At 67.5% G+C, this 15,882-nt stretch carries 16 protein-coding genes; 3 read left to right on the top strand and 13 right to left on the bottom strand.

Annotation, left to right across the window (positions count from 1 at the left end; translation table 11 throughout):
- Positions 1 to 23: 23 nt before the first annotated feature.
- From AC0IYU_RS00215 to AC0IYU_RS00165, 11 genes are all read right to left on the bottom strand, one after another.
- Complete coding sequence (locus AC0IYU_RS00215; protein ID WP_472111627.1) at positions 24 to 1,409, bottom strand: efflux transporter outer membrane subunit; 1,386 nt, start codon at positions 1,407 to 1,409, stop codon at positions 24 to 26.
- Positions 1,402 to 3,393 (bottom strand): macrolide ABC transporter ATP-binding protein/permease MacB, encoded by a 1,992-nt coding sequence (gene macB, locus AC0IYU_RS00210; protein ID WP_472111625.1) that lies wholly within the window; start codon positions 3,391 to 3,393, stop codon positions 1,402 to 1,404. Before macB ends, AC0IYU_RS00215 begins: the two co-directional genes overlap by 8 nt.
- Positions 3,390 to 4,541: a macrolide transporter subunit MacA gene (gene macA / locus AC0IYU_RS00205; protein WP_435483801.1), complete on the bottom strand. Its 1,152-nt coding sequence runs from the start codon at positions 4,539 to 4,541 to the stop codon at positions 3,390 to 3,392. Before macA ends, macB begins: the two co-directional genes overlap by 4 nt.
- 133 nt (positions 4,542 to 4,674) lie before the next feature.
- Positions 4,675 to 5,178 carry a disulfide bond formation protein B gene (locus AC0IYU_RS00200; protein ID WP_472111623.1) on the bottom strand — a complete coding sequence of 168 codons (504 nt, stop codon included), beginning with the start codon at positions 5,176 to 5,178 and terminating at the stop codon, positions 4,675 to 4,677.
- Positions 5,175 to 6,272, bottom strand: a complete 1,098-nt coding sequence (locus AC0IYU_RS00195) for a sulfate/molybdate ABC transporter ATP-binding protein (RefSeq protein ID WP_472111621.1) — start codon at positions 6,270 to 6,272, stop codon at positions 5,175 to 5,177. Before AC0IYU_RS00195 ends, AC0IYU_RS00200 begins: the two co-directional genes overlap by 4 nt.
- A 90-nt stretch (positions 6,273 to 6,362) precedes the next feature.
- On the bottom strand, positions 6,363 to 7,256 hold the full coding sequence (cysW, locus tag AC0IYU_RS00190) for a sulfate ABC transporter permease subunit CysW (protein WP_435438252.1): 894 nt from the start codon (positions 7,254 to 7,256) through the stop codon (positions 6,363 to 6,365).
- Position 7,257: 1 nt separating this feature from the next.
- Positions 7,258 to 8,145, bottom strand: a complete 888-nt coding sequence (cysT, locus tag AC0IYU_RS00185; RefSeq protein WP_435483805.1) for a sulfate ABC transporter permease subunit CysT — start codon at positions 8,143 to 8,145, stop codon at positions 7,258 to 7,260.
- Positions 8,146 to 9,162 carry a sulfate ABC transporter substrate-binding protein gene (locus AC0IYU_RS00180; protein ID WP_472111618.1) on the bottom strand — a complete coding sequence of 339 codons (1,017 nt, stop codon included), beginning with the start codon at positions 9,160 to 9,162 and terminating at the stop codon, positions 8,146 to 8,148. It lies immediately after the preceding gene.
- Positions 9,159 to 9,734, bottom strand: coding sequence for an RBBP9/YdeN family alpha/beta hydrolase (locus tag AC0IYU_RS00175; RefSeq protein WP_472111616.1), 576 nt, complete (start codon positions 9,732 to 9,734; stop codon positions 9,159 to 9,161). Before AC0IYU_RS00175 ends, AC0IYU_RS00180 begins: the two co-directional genes overlap by 4 nt.
- 22 nt (positions 9,735 to 9,756) lie before the next feature.
- On the bottom strand, positions 9,757 to 10,398 hold the full coding sequence (locus tag AC0IYU_RS00170) for a peroxiredoxin (RefSeq protein ID WP_116907531.1): 642 nt from the start codon (positions 10,396 to 10,398) through the stop codon (positions 9,757 to 9,759).
- Positions 10,399 to 10,515: 117 nt separating this feature from the next.
- Complete coding sequence (locus tag AC0IYU_RS00165) at positions 10,516 to 11,421, bottom strand: LysR family transcriptional regulator (RefSeq protein ID WP_472111614.1); 906 nt, start codon at positions 11,419 to 11,421, stop codon at positions 10,516 to 10,518.
- A 105-nt stretch (positions 11,422 to 11,526) separates the two neighbouring features.
- Between AC0IYU_RS00165 and AC0IYU_RS00160 the strand changes: the two genes are divergently transcribed.
- Positions 11,527 to 12,360: an SDR family oxidoreductase gene (locus tag AC0IYU_RS00160; RefSeq protein ID WP_472111612.1), complete on the top strand. Its 834-nt coding sequence runs from the start codon at positions 11,527 to 11,529 to the stop codon at positions 12,358 to 12,360.
- A 10-nt stretch (positions 12,361 to 12,370) separates the two neighbouring features.
- Here the strand turns inward: AC0IYU_RS00160 and AC0IYU_RS00155 are convergent, their stop codons facing one another.
- On the bottom strand, positions 12,371 to 13,285 hold the full coding sequence (locus AC0IYU_RS00155; protein ID WP_472111610.1) for a LysR family transcriptional regulator: 915 nt from the start codon (positions 13,283 to 13,285) through the stop codon (positions 12,371 to 12,373).
- Positions 13,286 to 13,416: 131 nt separating this feature from the next.
- Here AC0IYU_RS00155 and AC0IYU_RS00150 point away from each other — a divergent pair, with 131 nt between their 5' ends.
- On the top strand, positions 13,417 to 14,064 hold the full coding sequence (locus tag AC0IYU_RS00150; protein ID WP_435438245.1) for an FMN-dependent NADH-azoreductase: 648 nt from the start codon (positions 13,417 to 13,419) through the stop codon (positions 14,062 to 14,064).
- Positions 14,065 to 14,133: 69 nt separating this feature from the next.
- Here the strand turns inward: AC0IYU_RS00150 and AC0IYU_RS00145 are convergent, their stop codons facing one another.
- The gene (locus AC0IYU_RS00145; RefSeq protein WP_472111608.1) at positions 14,134 to 14,688 is read right to left on the bottom strand and encodes an NADPH-dependent FMN reductase; all 555 of its coding nucleotides are present in this window, start codon (positions 14,686 to 14,688) and stop codon (positions 14,134 to 14,136) included.
- Between the two features lie 223 nt (positions 14,689 to 14,911).
- Here AC0IYU_RS00145 and AC0IYU_RS00140 point away from each other — a divergent pair, with 223 nt between their 5' ends.
- Positions 14,912 to 15,880 carry an aliphatic sulfonate ABC transporter substrate-binding protein gene (locus tag AC0IYU_RS00140; RefSeq protein ID WP_472111606.1) on the top strand — a complete coding sequence of 323 codons (969 nt, stop codon included), beginning with the start codon at positions 14,912 to 14,914 and terminating at the stop codon, positions 15,878 to 15,880.
- Positions 15,881 to 15,882: the final 2 nt, after the last annotated feature.

Raw genomic sequence — 15,882 nt, 5'->3', positions numbered from 1 at the left:
ACCGGGCCGCCGAGGCCGCCGGCCTACAACGCCACGGCCGCCCCACCCAACGCCTTGTAAAGCGTCATCGTCGCATTGAGCTGGTTCAACCGGTTCAACGCCAGCGACACCTGCGCCGTACGCCGCCGATCCTTCGCATCGAGCACCGGCTGCAACGCAGTCGCTCCTGCGCGGTAGCGCACCTCGGACAACCGCTCCGCCCGCTGCGCCTCCTGCAGCGCCAGCGCGAGCTTCTCGCTCTCGTCGCGCAACTGCGTGCGCGAAGACAACGCGTTCTCCACCTCCGACAGCGCCGTGTACAGCGACTGCCTGAAGCCCAGCACCGCCTCTTCGTACTGCGTCTGCGACACGCCCACGCTCAGCCGTGCGGTGTTCCATTGCAGGAAAGGCAACGCCAGCCCGGCGCCCAGCGTGGCCACGGGGTTCTTCAGCAGGTCCCCCAGCGCGGCACTCGACGTGCCCAGCGACCCTGTCAGGCTCAGCGCGGGGTAGAAACCGGTGCGCGTGGCATCGACGTTCGCCAGCGCCGCACGCAGCCGCTGTTCGGCCGCACGAAGGTCGGGCCGCCGGCCCAGCAGGTTCGCCGGCACACCGGCGTCGATGACGGGCAGTGCAATGTCCGGCAGCTGCGGCGGCTCGACGGCCAACGGCTGCGGCGGCTGGTCGAACAGAATGGCCAGCGCGTTGCGCGCCTCCACGCGCTGCTGCAACAGCTGGGTGTGCGCGGCCTCCTGCGTTGCCAGGTTCTGCCCGGCCTGCGCCACGTCCAGCCCCGACACCGCGCCCGCCGCGTATTTCACGCGCACCAGCGCCAGGATGCGGCGGCCGTCTTCGATGCCCGCTTCGCTCAACGCGATGCGCTGGTTGAGGTAGCCGGTCTGCCAGTAGAGCCCCGCCGTGGTGCCGACCAGTGCCAGCGCCGTGGCTTGCCGGTCGGACTCGGTGGCCTTCAGCGCCCATTCGGCGGCACTGCGCTGTGCGGCAAGTCGGCTCCACAGGTCGAGCTCGTAGCTCAAGGTGGCCTGAACGCTCGATGTGGCCACGCTCGCACCGCCGCGCTTCAGGTCATAGGCGCGGCTCGTGCCGGCCTGCGCCACCACGCCGGGCGTGAGGTTCGTGTCCGCAAGGCCCGCCTGCAGCTGCGCGCGCTGCACGCGAATGCCTGCGGCGGCCAGGTCGTTGCTGGTGCGCAGCGCGCTGTCGATCAGGCCGTCGAGCTGCGGGTCGTTGAACGCCGTCCACCAGCTGGCCGACAACATGGCGGCGGCACTGCCCGCGCCGTCCGACTGCTGCCAGCCCTGCGGAACTTCCAGCGGCGGCTGCGCGCGCTGCTCGGGCTTGAATAGCGTGCACCCGCCGAGCACCAGCACGGCGGCGGCCACCGCGGACAGAAGGCGCGCGCTACTCACGCGCCAGCGCCTCGATCGGGTCCAGGCGCGCGGCATTGCGCGCCGGCAGGTAGCCAAACAGCACGCCGATCAGCGACGCGCACAGAAAGGCCGACACCACCGCGCCCAGTGAAAAGATCATTTGCCATTGCTTGACGAAAATCGAGAACAGAAAACTGATGCCGTACGACAGCGACACGCCGATCAGCCCGCCCACCAGGCACACCAGCACGGCCTCGGTCAGGAACTGCTGCAGCACGTCGCTCTGGCGCGCACCCACGGCCATGCGAATGCCGATCTCGCGGGTGCGCTCGGTCACCGACACCAGCATGATGTTCATCACGCCGATGCCGCCCACCACCAGCGAGATCACCGCAATCAGCGACAGCAGCAGCGTGAGCGACTGGCTCGTGCGCTCGGCGGTCTTCACGATGCTGTCCATGTTGAAGGTGAAGAAGTCCTTGGCGCCGTGGCGCAGCGTCAGCAGCTTGACGATGCTGTCTTCCGCCGCCTTGGTCGGCTGGTCGTCGCGGATGCGCACGGTGATGTTGTCGAAGTGCTGCTGGCCGAACAGCCGGCTCGCGCCGGTGCTGTAGGGCAGCCAGATGTTGAGCGACTTGTTCTCGCCGAACACCGTCTTCTTCTCCTGCGACACGCCGATCACCGTGCACGGCAGGTTGCCCACCAGGATGATTTTTCCGACCGCATCGCCCCCGTCGGGAAAGAGCTTGCGCCGCGTGTTCTGGTCGATCACCACCACCTGCGACTGGTGGCGCACGTCGCTGGCGGTGAAGGCCGCGCCGTCGGCCATCTGCATGTCGCGCACGCGGAAGAAGCTGTCGCTCACGCCATTCACCGTGCCGTTGATGTCCACGCTGCGGTAGCGCAGGCGCAGGCTGCGCGAGGTCGCGGGCGTCACGCTGTGCACATAGGGTTGCGCCGCAATCGCATCGAGGTCGGCCGGCGTCAGCGTGCGGATGCTCTGCGCCTTGTCGTCGCCGAAGTCGCGGCCCGGGTACACGTCCAGCGTGTTGGTGCCGATGGCCCGGATGTCCGAGAGCACGAAGCGCTTGGCGCCCTCCCCGATCGCCACGATGGACACCACCGAGGTGATGCCGATGACGATGCCCAGCATGGTGAGCGCCGTGCGCATGCGGTGCGCCATCATCGAGCGCCAGGCCATGCGAAAGGCCTCGGCGAAGCGGGCCCAGCCGGTGCTGAAGCGCGCGATGCCCAGCCTGGGCCGGGTCATCGCTTCGCGCACGGAGGCGTCGGCCTGCACGTCTTGCGCGGGCGCCGCCACCGTTGGCACATTGGGCCGGTCGCCCACGATCACGCCGTCCGAGATCTCGATGATGCGTTCGGTGCAGCTCGCCACCTGCATGTCGTGGGTCACGATGATGATCGTGTGGCCCTGCGCATGCAGCTCGCGCAGGATGCCGATCACCTCCTGCCCGCTCTTGCGGTCGAGCGCGCCGGTGGGCTCGTCGGCCAGGATCACCTCGCCGCCGTTCATCAGTGCGCGCGCAATGCTCACGCGCTGCTGCTGGCCACCCGAGAGCTGGCTGGGCCGGTGCTCGGTGCGGTCTGCCAGGCCCAACCGGGCGAGCAGCTGGCGCGCCCGCGTGTCGCGCGCCTGGGTGTCGGTGCCGGCGTACACGGCCGGCACCTCGACGTTGCCGGCGGCCGTCAGGTGCTGCATCAGGTGGTAGCGCTGGAAGATGAAGCCGAAGTGCTCGCGCCGCAGCTCGGCCAGCGCGTCGCTGTCGAGCGTGCCCACGTCCTGGCCCGACACGGTGTAGGTGCCCGTGCTCGGCCGGTCGAGGCAGCCGAGGATGTTCATCAGCGTCGACTTGCCCGAGCCCGAGGCGCCGACGATGGCCAGCATCTCGCCGTGACCGATGTCGAGGTCGACGTCCTTCAGCACCTGCACCTCCTGCTCGCCCGAGGGAAAGCTGCGGCCGATGCCGCGCAGGGTGAGCAGCGGCGCCTTCGCCTGCGTCATGGGCGCTTGCCCCGGCCGCCGTCGCCGCCGTCCAACAGCGCAGAGGGGTCGCCCGTGATGACGTTGTCGCCCTCCTTCAGCCCTTCGAGCACCTGCGCCTGGAAGTTGTTGCTGATGCCCACGCGCACCTGGCGCTTTTCCACGCTCTGGTCGGCCTTGAGCACGCGCACTTCCTGGCGGCCGTCCTTGTCGCGGGCGCCCAGCGCCGTGAGCGGCACGGTCAGCGCCTGTTTCGCCTCGCCCAGCAGGATGGCGACCTGCGCCGTCATGTCCACGCGCAGGGTGCGATCGGGGTTGGGCACGTCGAACAGCGCATTGAAGAACACCGCGTTGTTGATCTTCTCGGGCGAGGGCTGCACCGCGCGCAGCGTGCCGTGGTAACGCTTGTCGGGGTCGCCCAGGATGGTGAAGTACACCGGCTGGCCGGGCTTCACGCGCACCACGTCGGCCTCGGACACCTGCGCCTTCACGGTCATGGTCGACAGGTCGGCCAGCTTCATGAGCGTGGGCACCTGGAAGGCGGCCACCACGGTCTGGCCTTCGAGCGTGCTGATGGACACCACGTCGCCGTCGATGGGCGCGACGATGCGCGTGTACGACAGGTTGGTCTGCGCCGAGGCCACGGCCAGCTTCTGCTGGCGGATCTGCGCCTCGAGCGACACGGCATCGGCACGCAGCGCGCGCAGCTCGGCGTCGGCGCTTTCCATGTCCTGCCTGGCGGCCGCATCCTGCGCGAGCATGTCCTGCTGCCGGGTCCAGGTGAGCTGCGCCTGCCGCACGCGCACTTCCTTCGCGAGCTTCTGCGCCTGCAGGTTCTCCAGCTTGGCCTGCTCCTGCGCGAGGGTGTTCTGCGAGATGACCGGGTCGATCTCGGCGAGCCAGTCGCCCTTCTTCACCGTCTGCCCCAGCACCACTTTCAGCGACTTGAGCTGGCCGCTGACCTGCGCGCCCACCTCCACCTGCTTGAGCGCCTGCAGCACGCCGGTGGCGAGCACCGCGTTTTCAAGGTCGGTGCGCGCCACGGTGGCGGTGAGGTATTCGGTCTTCTTGGGCGGGCTGAGCCAGAAAAGGGACAGCAGGCCCAGGACCACCACGGCGAGGATGCCGTAGACGAGCTTGCGCGAGCGCCGCTTGGGGGTGTTTTGCATGCAATGAGGATGAAGTGGGACGCCGCTGGCGCGCACGGCGTGCGGCAGCGGCTTCATCCTAGCGGTGGTTGCTGAAGGCCCGCTAAAGCCGGGGCCGGCATCTGGGCATTACTGCCCCGACGCGGCGCTTTTTTCAGCGTGCGCGGCGCGAGCGCACGAGCAGCGTGAGCAGCAGCAGCGACAGCACCACGAACGCCACGAACGACCAGTTCGCCAGCGTCAGGCCGAACAGCGTCCAGTCGACCTTGGAGCAGTCGCCGCCGCCGCGGAAGATCATCGGCAGCGCGCGCTTCAGCGGAAAGGTCTCGATCATTCCGTACAGGTCGCGCCCGCAGGACACGACCTCGGGCGGGTACCACTGCAGCCAGCTCTGCGAGGCGGCCGTGTAGGCACCGCCGATGGCCGACACCAGTGCCAGCACCCCGCCTGTCACCTGCAGCGCACGGGTGCGGAAGATGGCGGCCAGCCCGGTGAACAGCGCCACCAGCACCAGCGCATACCGCTGCACGATGCACATGGGGCAAGGCTCGAGCCCGACCACGTGCTGCAGGTAGAGCCCGAAGGCCAGCATGAGAACGCAGGCCAGGCAGATGAGCCCGAGCGCGCGGCGCGGCGCGCCGAAGTACCAATCGATCAAGGAGACACCCAATCTTCTTCTACGAACACCCTGGCCTTGCGTGGATTGGCGACGACGGTGTCGCCTTCCTTCAAGCCCAGTTCACGGAACTGTTGCGCAGGGAGTTGCGCCTCGATGATGGTTCCGGAGCCCGGATTATCTGGATTCGTTTCGGTGGGCTCAAGTTCCAGCCGCGCGGTCGGTCCGACGACGATGGCGCGCGACAGCGTGGCGACGATGCCGGAGGCGCCGGCCACGTAGGGTGTCACGTCGATGTCATGCGGGCGCACATAGGCCCGCGCCTTGGCGTCTCGCGCGCCGCTGTGCTCGGGCGAATCCAGGCGCATGCCGTCGAGCTGCACCGCGCCGTGGTCGGCCCGGCCGTGGAACAGGTTCACGTCGCCCAGGAACCCGTACACGAACGGGCTGGCGGGCTGGTCCCACACTTCCTGCGGCGAGCCGACCTGTTCGATCTGCCCCTTGTTGATGACCACCACGCGGTCGGCCACCTCGAGCGCCTCTTCCTGGTCGTGGGTGACGAAGATCGAGGTGACGTGCAGCTCGTCGTGCAGCCGGCGCAGCCAGCGGCGCAGTTCCTTGCGCACCTTGGCGTCGAGCGCGCCGAAGGGCTCGTCCAGCAGCAGCACCTTGGGCTCCACGGCCAGGGCGCGGGCCAGCGCGATGCGCTGGCGCTGCCCGCCGGACAGCTGCGACGGGTAGCGGTCGGCCAGCCAGTCGAGCTGCACCAGCTTGAGCAGGTCGGTCACCTTGGCCTTGATCTGCGCGTCGCTCGGGCGGTCCTTGCGCGGCTTCACGCGCAGGCCGAAGGCGACGTTCTCGAACACGGTCATGTGGCGGAACAGCGCGTAGTGCTGGAACACGAAGCCCACCTGCCGCTCGCGCACGTGCACGTCGGTGGTGTCTTCGCCCGAGAAAAGAATGCTGCCGGCGTCGGCCGTCTCCAGCCCCGCGATGATGCGCAGCAGCGTGGTCTTGCCGCAGCCCGAGGGGCCGAGCAGCGCGACCAGTTCGCCCGATTCCACGTCGAGGTTCACGTTGCGCAGCGCGCGGAAGTCGCCGAACTGCTTGCTGATGTTGCGGATTTCGATGCTCATGGGGATCTCTGCCTGTGTCTTCGTCTGGTTACTCCCTCTCCCCTGGGGGAGAGGGCCGGGGTGAGGGTTCTCCTTTCACCCCCGAACTTTTCAAGCCGCCGTGGGCCGCTCCGGCGGCATCTCGGCAATCGCCTTCATCTCGCGCTCGTGCCGCCACTCGATGACCGACTTGATCACCAGCGTGACCAGCGCCAGGATGGCCAGCAGCGAAGCCACGGCGAAGGCGGCCACCGACTGGTATTCGTTGTAGAGCACTTCCACATGCAGCGGCATGGTGTTGGTCTGGCCGCGAATGTGCCCCGACACCACCGACACCGCGCCGAATTCGCCCATGGCGCGCGCATTGCACAGGATCACGCCGTACAGCAGGCCCCACTTGATGTTGGGCAGCGTCACGCGCCAGAAGGTCTGCCAGCCGGTCGCACCCAGCACGATGGCGGCCTGCTCCTCGTCGGTGCCCTGGGCCTGCATCAGCGGAATGAGTTCGCGCGCAATGAAGGGAAAGGTCACGAACACGGTGGCCAGCACGATGCCGGGTACGGCGAAGATGATCTTGATGTCGTGCTCGGCGAGCCAGGGGCCGATCCAGCCCTGTGCACCGAACACCAGCACATAGATCAGGCCCGCCACCACCGGCGACACCGCGAACGGCAGGTCGATCAGCGTGGTGAGGAGCGCCTTGCCGCGGAACTCGAACTTGGCCACGGCCCAGGCCGCCGCCACGCCGAACACGAGGTTGAGCGGCACCGTGATGGCCGCCGTGATGAGCGTGAGGCGGATGGCGCTCCAGGCGTCGGGCTCCTTCAGCGCCTCGAGGTAGGCGCCCACGCCCTTTCGCAAGGCCTCGGTCGCCACGGCGGCCAGCGGCAGCACGAGAAACAGGAACATGAACGCGAGCGCCAGGCCGATGAGCAGCCAGCGCACCCACGGCGCCTCGGTGGTGCCGGCCTGTGCGCGGCGAACGACTTTGGAAGGTGCACTCATCTCAGCCTCCTGCCCGGCGACGCTGCCATGCCTGCAGGCCGTTGATGACCAGCAGCAGCACGAAGGAAATGACCAGCATCACCAGCGCGACGGCCGTGGCACCCGCGTAGTCGTACTGCTCCAGCTTGCCGATGATGATGAGCGGCGTGATCTCCGAAATCATGGGCATGTTGCCGGCAATGAAGATCACCGAGCCATACTCGCCGATGGCGCGTGCGAAGGCCATGGCAAAGCCCGTGAACAGCGCCGGCGCAATGGCCGGGAAGATCACCTTGGTGAAAGTCTGCAACCGCGTGGCGCCCAGCGACGTTGCGGCCTCTTCCAGCTCTTTCTCGGTGTCCTCGAGCACCGGCTGCACCGTGCGCACCACGAACGGCAGCCCGATGAAGATCAGCGCAATCACGATGCCCGCCGGCGTGAACGCGAGCTTGATGCCGTGCGGCTCCAGCAGCTGCCCGATCCAGCCGTTGCCCGCGAGCAGCGCGGTCAGCGAGATGCCGGCCACGGCCGTCGGCAGTGCGAACGGCAGGTCGACCAGCGCGTCGACGATGCGCTTGCCCGGGAACTTGTAGCGCACCAGCACCCAGGCCACCAGCAGGCCGAACACGGTGTTGACGATCGCCGCGATCAGCGACGCGCCGAAGGTCAGCCGGTACGAGGCCATCACGCGCGGCGCGGTCACGGCCACCCAGAACTGGTCCCAGGTCAGCGTGAAGGTCCTGAAGACCAGCGCCGACAGCGGGATCAGCACGATCAGGCTGAGATAGAGAATCGAGAAGCCGAGCGTGATGTGGAAACCGGGCAGAACGCGCTTGGCGCCCCCTGCCCGGTTGGCACGCGAAAAAGGCGCTCCCGCGGACGGGAGCGCCGATGGGACAGCGCCGCTCATTTACTTCGCGCCGGGCGTGTAGAGCTTGTCGAACTGGCCGCCGTCGTTGAAGTGCACCTTCTGCGCTTCACCCAGGCTGCCGAACAGTTCCTGCACCGTGAACAGCTGCAGCGGCTTGAACGTGGCGGCGTACTTCTTGAGCACGGCCTGCGAGCGCGGACGCAGCGCATGCTTGGCCGCGATTTCCTGCGCTTCTTCGGAGTACAGCCAGTCGAGGTAGGCCTTGGCCAGCTCGCCGGTGCCCTTCTTGTTGACGGTGCGTTCGACCACGGCCACCGGGTTCTCGGCCACGATGCTGATCGACGGGTACACCGAGTCGACCTTGCCGGTGCCGAATTCGCGGTCGATCGACACCACTTCCGACTCGAAGGTGATCAGCGCATCGCCGATGTTGCGTTGCAGGAAGGCGGTGGTCGCATCGCGGCCGCCGCGTGCCAGCACCGGCACGTTCTTGAACAGCTTGCCGACGAACTCCGCCGCCTGCGCGTCGGTGCCGCCCTTCTTCTTGATGTAGCCCCAGGCCGCGAGGTAGGCGTAGCGCCCGTTGCCGCCGGTCTTGGGGTTGACGATCACGACCTGCACGCCGGGCTTGATCAGGTCGTCCCAGTCCTTGATGCCCTTGGGGTTGCCGTTGCGCACCAGGAACAGCATGGTCGACGTGGTCGGCGATGCGTTGTCGGGGAATTTCTTGTTCCAGTCCTTGGCGACCACGCCGGTGCCGGCCAGGAAGTCGATGTCGGTGGAGGTGTTCATGGTCACCACGTCGGCGTCGAGGCCGTCGGCCACCGCACGCGCCTGGGCGCTGGAGCCGCCGTGCGACTGGTCGATCTTGACGTCCTTCCCGGTGGCCTTCTTGTAGTGCGCCACGAAGGCCGCGTTGTAGTCCTTGTAGAACTCGCGGGCCACGTCGTACGAGGCGTTGAGCAGCCCCGTGCCTTGGGCAAAGGCGGTGCTGCCTGCAAGTGCGGAGGACGCCAGCGCGAGCACGGCGACGAAGGTCTTGATTCTGGAAGTCATGTGATTGCCAAGGTTTCTGAAAATTCACGGCCCGCCGACCAGGCGGCGGGCTCGTCGGTCAAGGATTGGAGCAGAGCCAGGCCGAGCGGCCAGTCCCCGTGCCCCGAATCGACGTTGATATGGCCCGCATTCTGCATGCGCACGAACTCGCTGCCCCAGGCGCGCGAATAGGCACCCGCCAGGCGAATGGGGCAAAACGGGTCGTTGCTGCTGGCCACCACGATGCTGCGGTACGGCAGCGCGGCATACGGCACGGGCGCGAAGTCGGACAGCACCGCGCGGCGTTCGGGGTCGGCCGGCGCCACCAGCAACGCGCCCTGGATGCGGGCCGCCGCGGCCGCCGGCAGGTGCGCGGTGGCGATGCAGCCCAGGCTGTGGGCGGCAATTACCACCGGCCCGGGCGTCTCCAGCACCAGCTTGGCCAGCGCCGACACCCAGGCGTCACGCTTGGGCGAGGCCCAGTCGTCCTGCACCACCCGCGCGGCGCCCGGAATGCGCGCTTCCCACAGGCTCTGCCAGTGGCCGGGCCCGGAGTCGCGCCAACCGGGCACTATGACGACTCGCGTCTGCATCTGCGATTGCCGCCTGCGTCGCTTACTTGTTCGGCTGCGGCGTGATGCGCAGGTAAGGCTTCACAGCCTTGAAGCCCTTGGGGAAGCGCTCGGCGAGCTCGGCCGGGTCCTGGATGCTCGGCACGATGACCACGTCGTCGCCGTCCTTCCAGTTCACGGGCGTGGCCACCTTGTGGCTGTCGGTGAGCTGCAGCGAGTCGATCACGCGAATGATCTCGTCGAAGTTGCGCCCGGTCGACGCGGGGTAGGTGATGGTCGTGCGGATCACCTTCTTCGGGTCGATGATGAACACGCTGCGAACGGTGGCCGTGGCCGAGGCGTTCGGGTGGATCAGGTCGTACAGGTCGGCCACCTTGCGGTCTGCGTCCGCAATGATGGGAAAGTTGACCGTGGTGTTCTGCGTCTCGTTGATGTCCGAGATCCATTCCTTGTGCTTGGTGGCCGGGTCCACGCTCAGCGCAATGGGCTTCACGCCGCGCTTGGCGAATTCGCCCGACAGCGCCGCGGTCTTGCCGAGCTCGGTGGTGCACACGGGGGTGAAATCGGCCGGGTGCGAGAAGAACACCACCCACGAATCGCCGGCCCACTGGTAGAAGTCGAGGGGGCCTTCGCTGGAATCCTGGGTGAAATTGGGGGCGGTGTCGCCGAGTCGCAGAGTTGCCATGGTCGCTCCTGGAAGGATGTGAGCTTCGGATTGTGCGAACCATCGCTTCAATGCCAAACGAATATCTGCTTGTTTGGATATGACGTTTTCCGCATAAGGGCGCCCGTCGGCGCCCCATCAGCCCGGCAGCGCGGCCAGCTTTCGGGCCATGTCGATGAACACCCGCAGCTTCAATTGCGACTGCGACCGCTCAGGAAAGTACAGGTACAGGCCCGAATCGACCGGAATGTAAGGCTGCAAAAAGGCCTCCAGCCGCCCCTGCGCCACCGCCTGCCGTGCCTCCTGCACGGAGACGAAGGCCAGGCCCAGACCCTGCACGGCGCAGTCGACGAGCATCTGCCGGTCGTTCACGACCAGTCCGCCTTTCGTTTCCACCAGAAAGTCGCGCTTGCCGCTCCGGAAGCTCCAGCGGTGCAGCGCGCCGGAGCCGGCAAAGCGGTAGTGCAAGGCCTCGTGGCGCACCAGGTCTTGCGGCACCTTCGGCCGCTCGCGGCCTTCGAAATAGCGCGGGGCACCCACCACACACCACGCGATTTCCGGCGTGAGCCGCAGCGCCACCATGTCCTTTTCGACCGCCTCGCCCAGCCGGATGCCGGCTTCGAAGCCCGCGCCGACGAGGTCGACGATCGCCTCGTCGAGCGAAATCTCCAGTGCGACCTCGGGGTAGGCGCGGCGAAACGCCGGCACCAGCGCGCTGAGGATCGGCTCGACCGCGCCGCGCGGCGCGGTGATCCGCAGCGTGCCCATGGGCCGGTTGCGAAAGCCGCCGAGCGCCGCGAAGGCATCCGAAATTTCGCTCACTGCGGGCCGCAGACGCAGGAAGACGGCCTGGCCTGCCTCCGTCAGCGCCACCCGCCGGGTGGTGCGCTGGAACAGCATCACGCCCTGGCGGGCTTCCAGCGCGCGGACCGCCTTGCTCACGGCCGTCGGCGTCACGCCCAGGGCCAGCGCGGCGGTGGTGAAGCTGCGGTGTTCGGCCACGGCAAGGAAGACGGCGACACCGTCGAGGGGGTCGATGATCATGCGGCGGATTATCAACCTGAGGTGCAAGACAGATGCACCGCTACGTCATTTATGTTCTCAATCATGCGGCCTACGATGGGTTTCACTCATTCGAAAGGACCCTGAATGGCAACGAAAAACTGGCTCATTACCGGCACCTCCAGCGGCATTGGCCGTGAACTCACCCAAACCCTGCTGGCGCGCGGCGACAGCGTGACCGCCACCGTGCGCCAGCCCGACGCGCTGCGCGAACTCCAGGCGCAGCACGGCGAGCGACTGCGCGTGTCCGTGCTCGACGTGACCGACACCACCGCCGTGCGCAGCGTGGTCGACGCGGCCTTCGCCGCGATGGGCCGCATCGACGTGGTCGTCAGCAACGCAGGCTACGGCCTGTTCGGCGCGGCCGAGGAAGTCAGCGACGCGCAGATCCGCCACCAGATCGACACCAACCTCGTCGGCGCGATCCAGGTCATTCGCGCTGCGCTGCCTCATCTGCGCGCCCAGGGCGGTGGCCGTGTCCTGCAGGTCTCGTCCGAAGGCGGGCAGTTGGCGTATCCGAACTTCAGCCTGTACCACGCGAGCAAGTGGGGCATCGAAGGGTTCGTGGAGTCGGTCGCGCAGGAAGTGGCGCCCTTCGGCATTGCGTTCACGCTGGTGGAGCCCGGCCCCACCAAGACGAACTTCGGCGGCGGGCTGGTCAGCCCCGCGCCGATGGCGGTCTACGACGGCACACCGGCCGGCGCCATCCGGCGCGCGCTCACCAGTGGCGACTTCGCCGTGACGGGCGACGCGGCCAAGATGGCAAGGGCCATGGCCGACTCGGTGGACCAATACCCCGCACCCCGGCGGCTCGCGCTCGGCAGCAGCACCTATGCGTCGATCGGCAATGCGCTGCGCGAGCGGCTCGCCGTGCTGGAAGCGCACAAGGCCACGACCTTCGCCACCGACATCGACGGGTAGCGGGCTGCGGCTAGTACATCCGCAGTTCTTCGTTCTGCAGGTGCTCGACCAGGAAGTCGATCAGCCGGCGCACCGCCGGCACCAGCGCGCGCCGCGCCGGAAACACCATGTGCGCGACCACCGGCGTCGGGCCCCAGCCCGGCAGCAGGCGCACCAGCTGGCCGGCCTCGACCTCGGCCCTGCACATGTAGTCGGGCAGCATGGTGGCCCCCACGCCGCCCAGCGTGCCGTACTTCAGCGTGACCAGGTCGTCCGCCACGTAGCGCGGCGTGTGCGCGTGCACGTAGGTCTGCCCCTCGGGCCCTTCGAGCCGCCACTCGGAGCGCCCCTCGCCGTTGGCCGACATGGCCGCCGTGGGCAGCTTGGCCAGGTCGGCCGGCGAATCGATCGGGCCGACGCTCGCCAGCAAGTCCGGCGGCGCCACCAGCACGCCGCGGCTGGTGCCGAAGGTCTTGGCCACCAGCAAGGCGCTGTCCTCGATGGCAAAGCGCACGCGCAGGGCGATGTCGATGCCCTCCTCGATCAGGTCGACCGGCCGGTTGATCACCCGCATGTCGATGCGCACCGCCGGGTAGAGCGCCATGAACACCGGCATCAGCTGCGCCAGCCCGCTGTGCGACATGGTGACCGGCACGCTGAGGCGCACCAGCCCGCTGGGCTCCGTTTGCACCTGCGCCACCGCCTCGGCCGCGGCCTGCGCCGCATCGCGCATGGCGGCGGCGTGGCGCAGATAGATCTCCCCGGCCGGCGTGAGCGACAGGCGGCGGGTGCTGCGTTGCATCAGTTGCACGCCCAGGCGCTCTTCCAGGTCGGCCACGCGGCGCGACAGGCGCGACTTGGGAATGCCCAGCGCCCGGCTCGCGGCCGCAAAGCCGCCGCGCTCGGCCACTTCGGCGAAGAAAACCATGTCGTTGAGGTCTTGCATGGCGCCATTGTCCCGCAAACAGAACGATGAGTGCGATTTTTGGCTACTTATCGCCCACTCGATCCAAAAATAGAATTCCCACATCCGCCGGCCAATTGAGCGCCGACAGCCAACACAGAAAGTGATTGATCATGAAGCTGCTCCACATCGACTCCAGCATCCTCGGTGCCTATTCGACCTCCCGCGTCCTGACAGCCGAGATCGTGGCCGCCTGGAAGGCCGCGCACCCCGACACCACGGTCGAGTACCTCGACCTTGCCGTGGACGCACCGGCGCATTTCAGCGCCGACGCCCTCGCCATCAAGACCGGCCCGCAAGCCGAGCCGACCGAAGCCCAGCAGCGCGAAAACGCGCTGTCCGAAAAGCTGGTGAGCCAGTTCCTGGCCGCTGACGTGGTCGTCGTCGGCGCCCCGCTCTACAACTTCTCGATCCCGACCCAGCTCAAGGCCTGGATCGACCGCCTGGGCCAAGTGGGCCGCACCTTCAAGTACACCGAAACGGGCCCCGTGGGCCTGGCCGGCGGCAAGACGGTGATCGTGGCTTCGAGCCGCGGCGGTGTGTACTCGACCAGCGATTGGGGCCAGGGCGCCGAGCATCAAGAGAGCTACCTGAAGGTGGTCTTCGGCTTCTTCGGCATCACCGACGTGCGCATCGTGCGCGCCGAGGGCGTGGCGATGGGCGACGAGCCCAAGGCCAACGCATTTGCCGCTGCGCGCGCCGACATCCTGGCAGCGACGGCCGAAGCCGCCAACCAGAAGAACGTTGCGCAAGTGGCCTGAACCCGCGCTGCGCCATGAAAAAAGCCGCCCATCCGGGCGGCTTTTTGTCGTGCGCGGCAAGGAAGGGACTCAGGCCGAATGCGTCTTGACCCAGGCCACATACTTGTCCATCCACCCCTGCAGGAACTTCTTCGAACCTTCATTGCCGATGTGGCCCTTGTCGTCGAACAGGTCGTCCTTGGCCTGCAGGAACACCTCGGGCGCGCCCATGGTGGGCACGTCGAGGTAGGCCAGGATGTTGCGCAGGTGCTGCTGCGCCAGCGCGGTGCCGATGGCGCCCACCGACACGCCGAGCACACCCGCCGGCTTGCCGCCCCAGGCGCTCTGACCGTACGGACGCGAGGCGTGGTCGATGGCGTTCTTCAGCACGCCGGGAATGGAGCGGTTGTATTCGGGCGTGACGAACAGCAGGCCCTGGGCTGCCGCGATCTCGGTCTTCAGGCGCTTCACGGCGGGGGCCTGATTGCCGTCTTCGTCCTGGTTGTACAGCGGCAGGTCGTCGATGCGCAGGTGCTCGAAGGTGAAGTCCGAGGGTGCCAGGTGCGCCAGCGCGAGCGCCAGCTTCTGGTTGTACGAATCCTTGCGCAGGCTGCCGACGAGAACGGCGATGCGGGTCTGGGCCATGGGTGAAGCTCCTTGAGTGAAAGGGTAGGAATGACGAACGCGATTATGCGAACCGCTCAAGACCTTTTGCTGAAAGGTTCTTGCTGCTTTTTGTACCGGACTGCGCCCTCCCCTAAGCAATTCGGCCCGCAATTGCACCGCCGCATTGCGCATGAGCAAATGACAAAAGCTTCGTGGCGATGAACGGCCGTGGCTCCTACAGTCGCGGACTTTTGCTCACGCCATGCACACCCCTTCTCTCTCTCGCCGCACCCTGCTCCACGCCGGCACTGCCGCCGCTTTCACCGCAGCCGCCGCACCGCTGTTTGCCCAATCGCGCACCAAGACACTTCGCATCGGCTACCAGAAGTTCAACACGCTCAACATCCTGAAGGGCACGGGCCAGCTCGAGAAAGCCCTGGCTCCCAGCGGCGTGAAGGTCGAGTGGGCCGAGTTCCTCGGCGGCAGCCAGCTGTCGGAGGCACTGTCTGCCGGCGCCATCGACTTCGGCCACGCCTCGGACGGCATCGGCGTGTTCCAGCAGGCCAGCGGCAAGGGCCTGGTGTACCTGGCCGCGGAAAGCCCCTACCCCGGCGGCGTCGGCTTCCTGGTGCCGCGCGACTCGCCCATTCGCAGCGTGCGCGACCTGAAGGGAAAAAAGGTCGTCACCGGCCGCGGCTACAACACGCAGTACGTGCTGATCCGCGCGCTCGAGGCGGCGGGCCTGCGCTATGACGACATCGAGCCGGTGTACATCCTCACGGCCTCCGACACCATCGCGGCCTACCAGTCGGGCAGCGTCGCGGCCATCGGCCTGTGGGACCCGTTTCTTGCCGCCGCGCAACTGGCGACCGATTCGCGCGTGCTGTTCGACGGCACCGGCCTGAGCGGCAACCGCACCTACCACTTCGCGCAACCCGGCTTCGCACGCGCCAACACCGACGTGCTGCGCACCGTGTTCGCCGAACTGCGCAAGGCCAACGAATGGGCACAGGCGCACCCGGCCGACGTGGTCGCCACGCTGGCGCCGCAGTTGAAGGTCGAGCCCAAGGTGCTGGCGCTGGCCACCGAACGGCGGCAATATGGCGTGGTCGCGCTCACGCCGGCCATCGCACAGGAACAACAAGGCCTGGCCGATGTGTTTGCGCAACTCAAGCTCATTCCCAAGCCCATCGAGGTGAAGGACGCCTTCCTCGACCTGAACCTCGTCTGACG

This window comes from Variovorax sp. AC103 (assembly GCF_979254005.1).
This window is presented reverse-complemented; position numbering and strand designations above follow the sequence as displayed.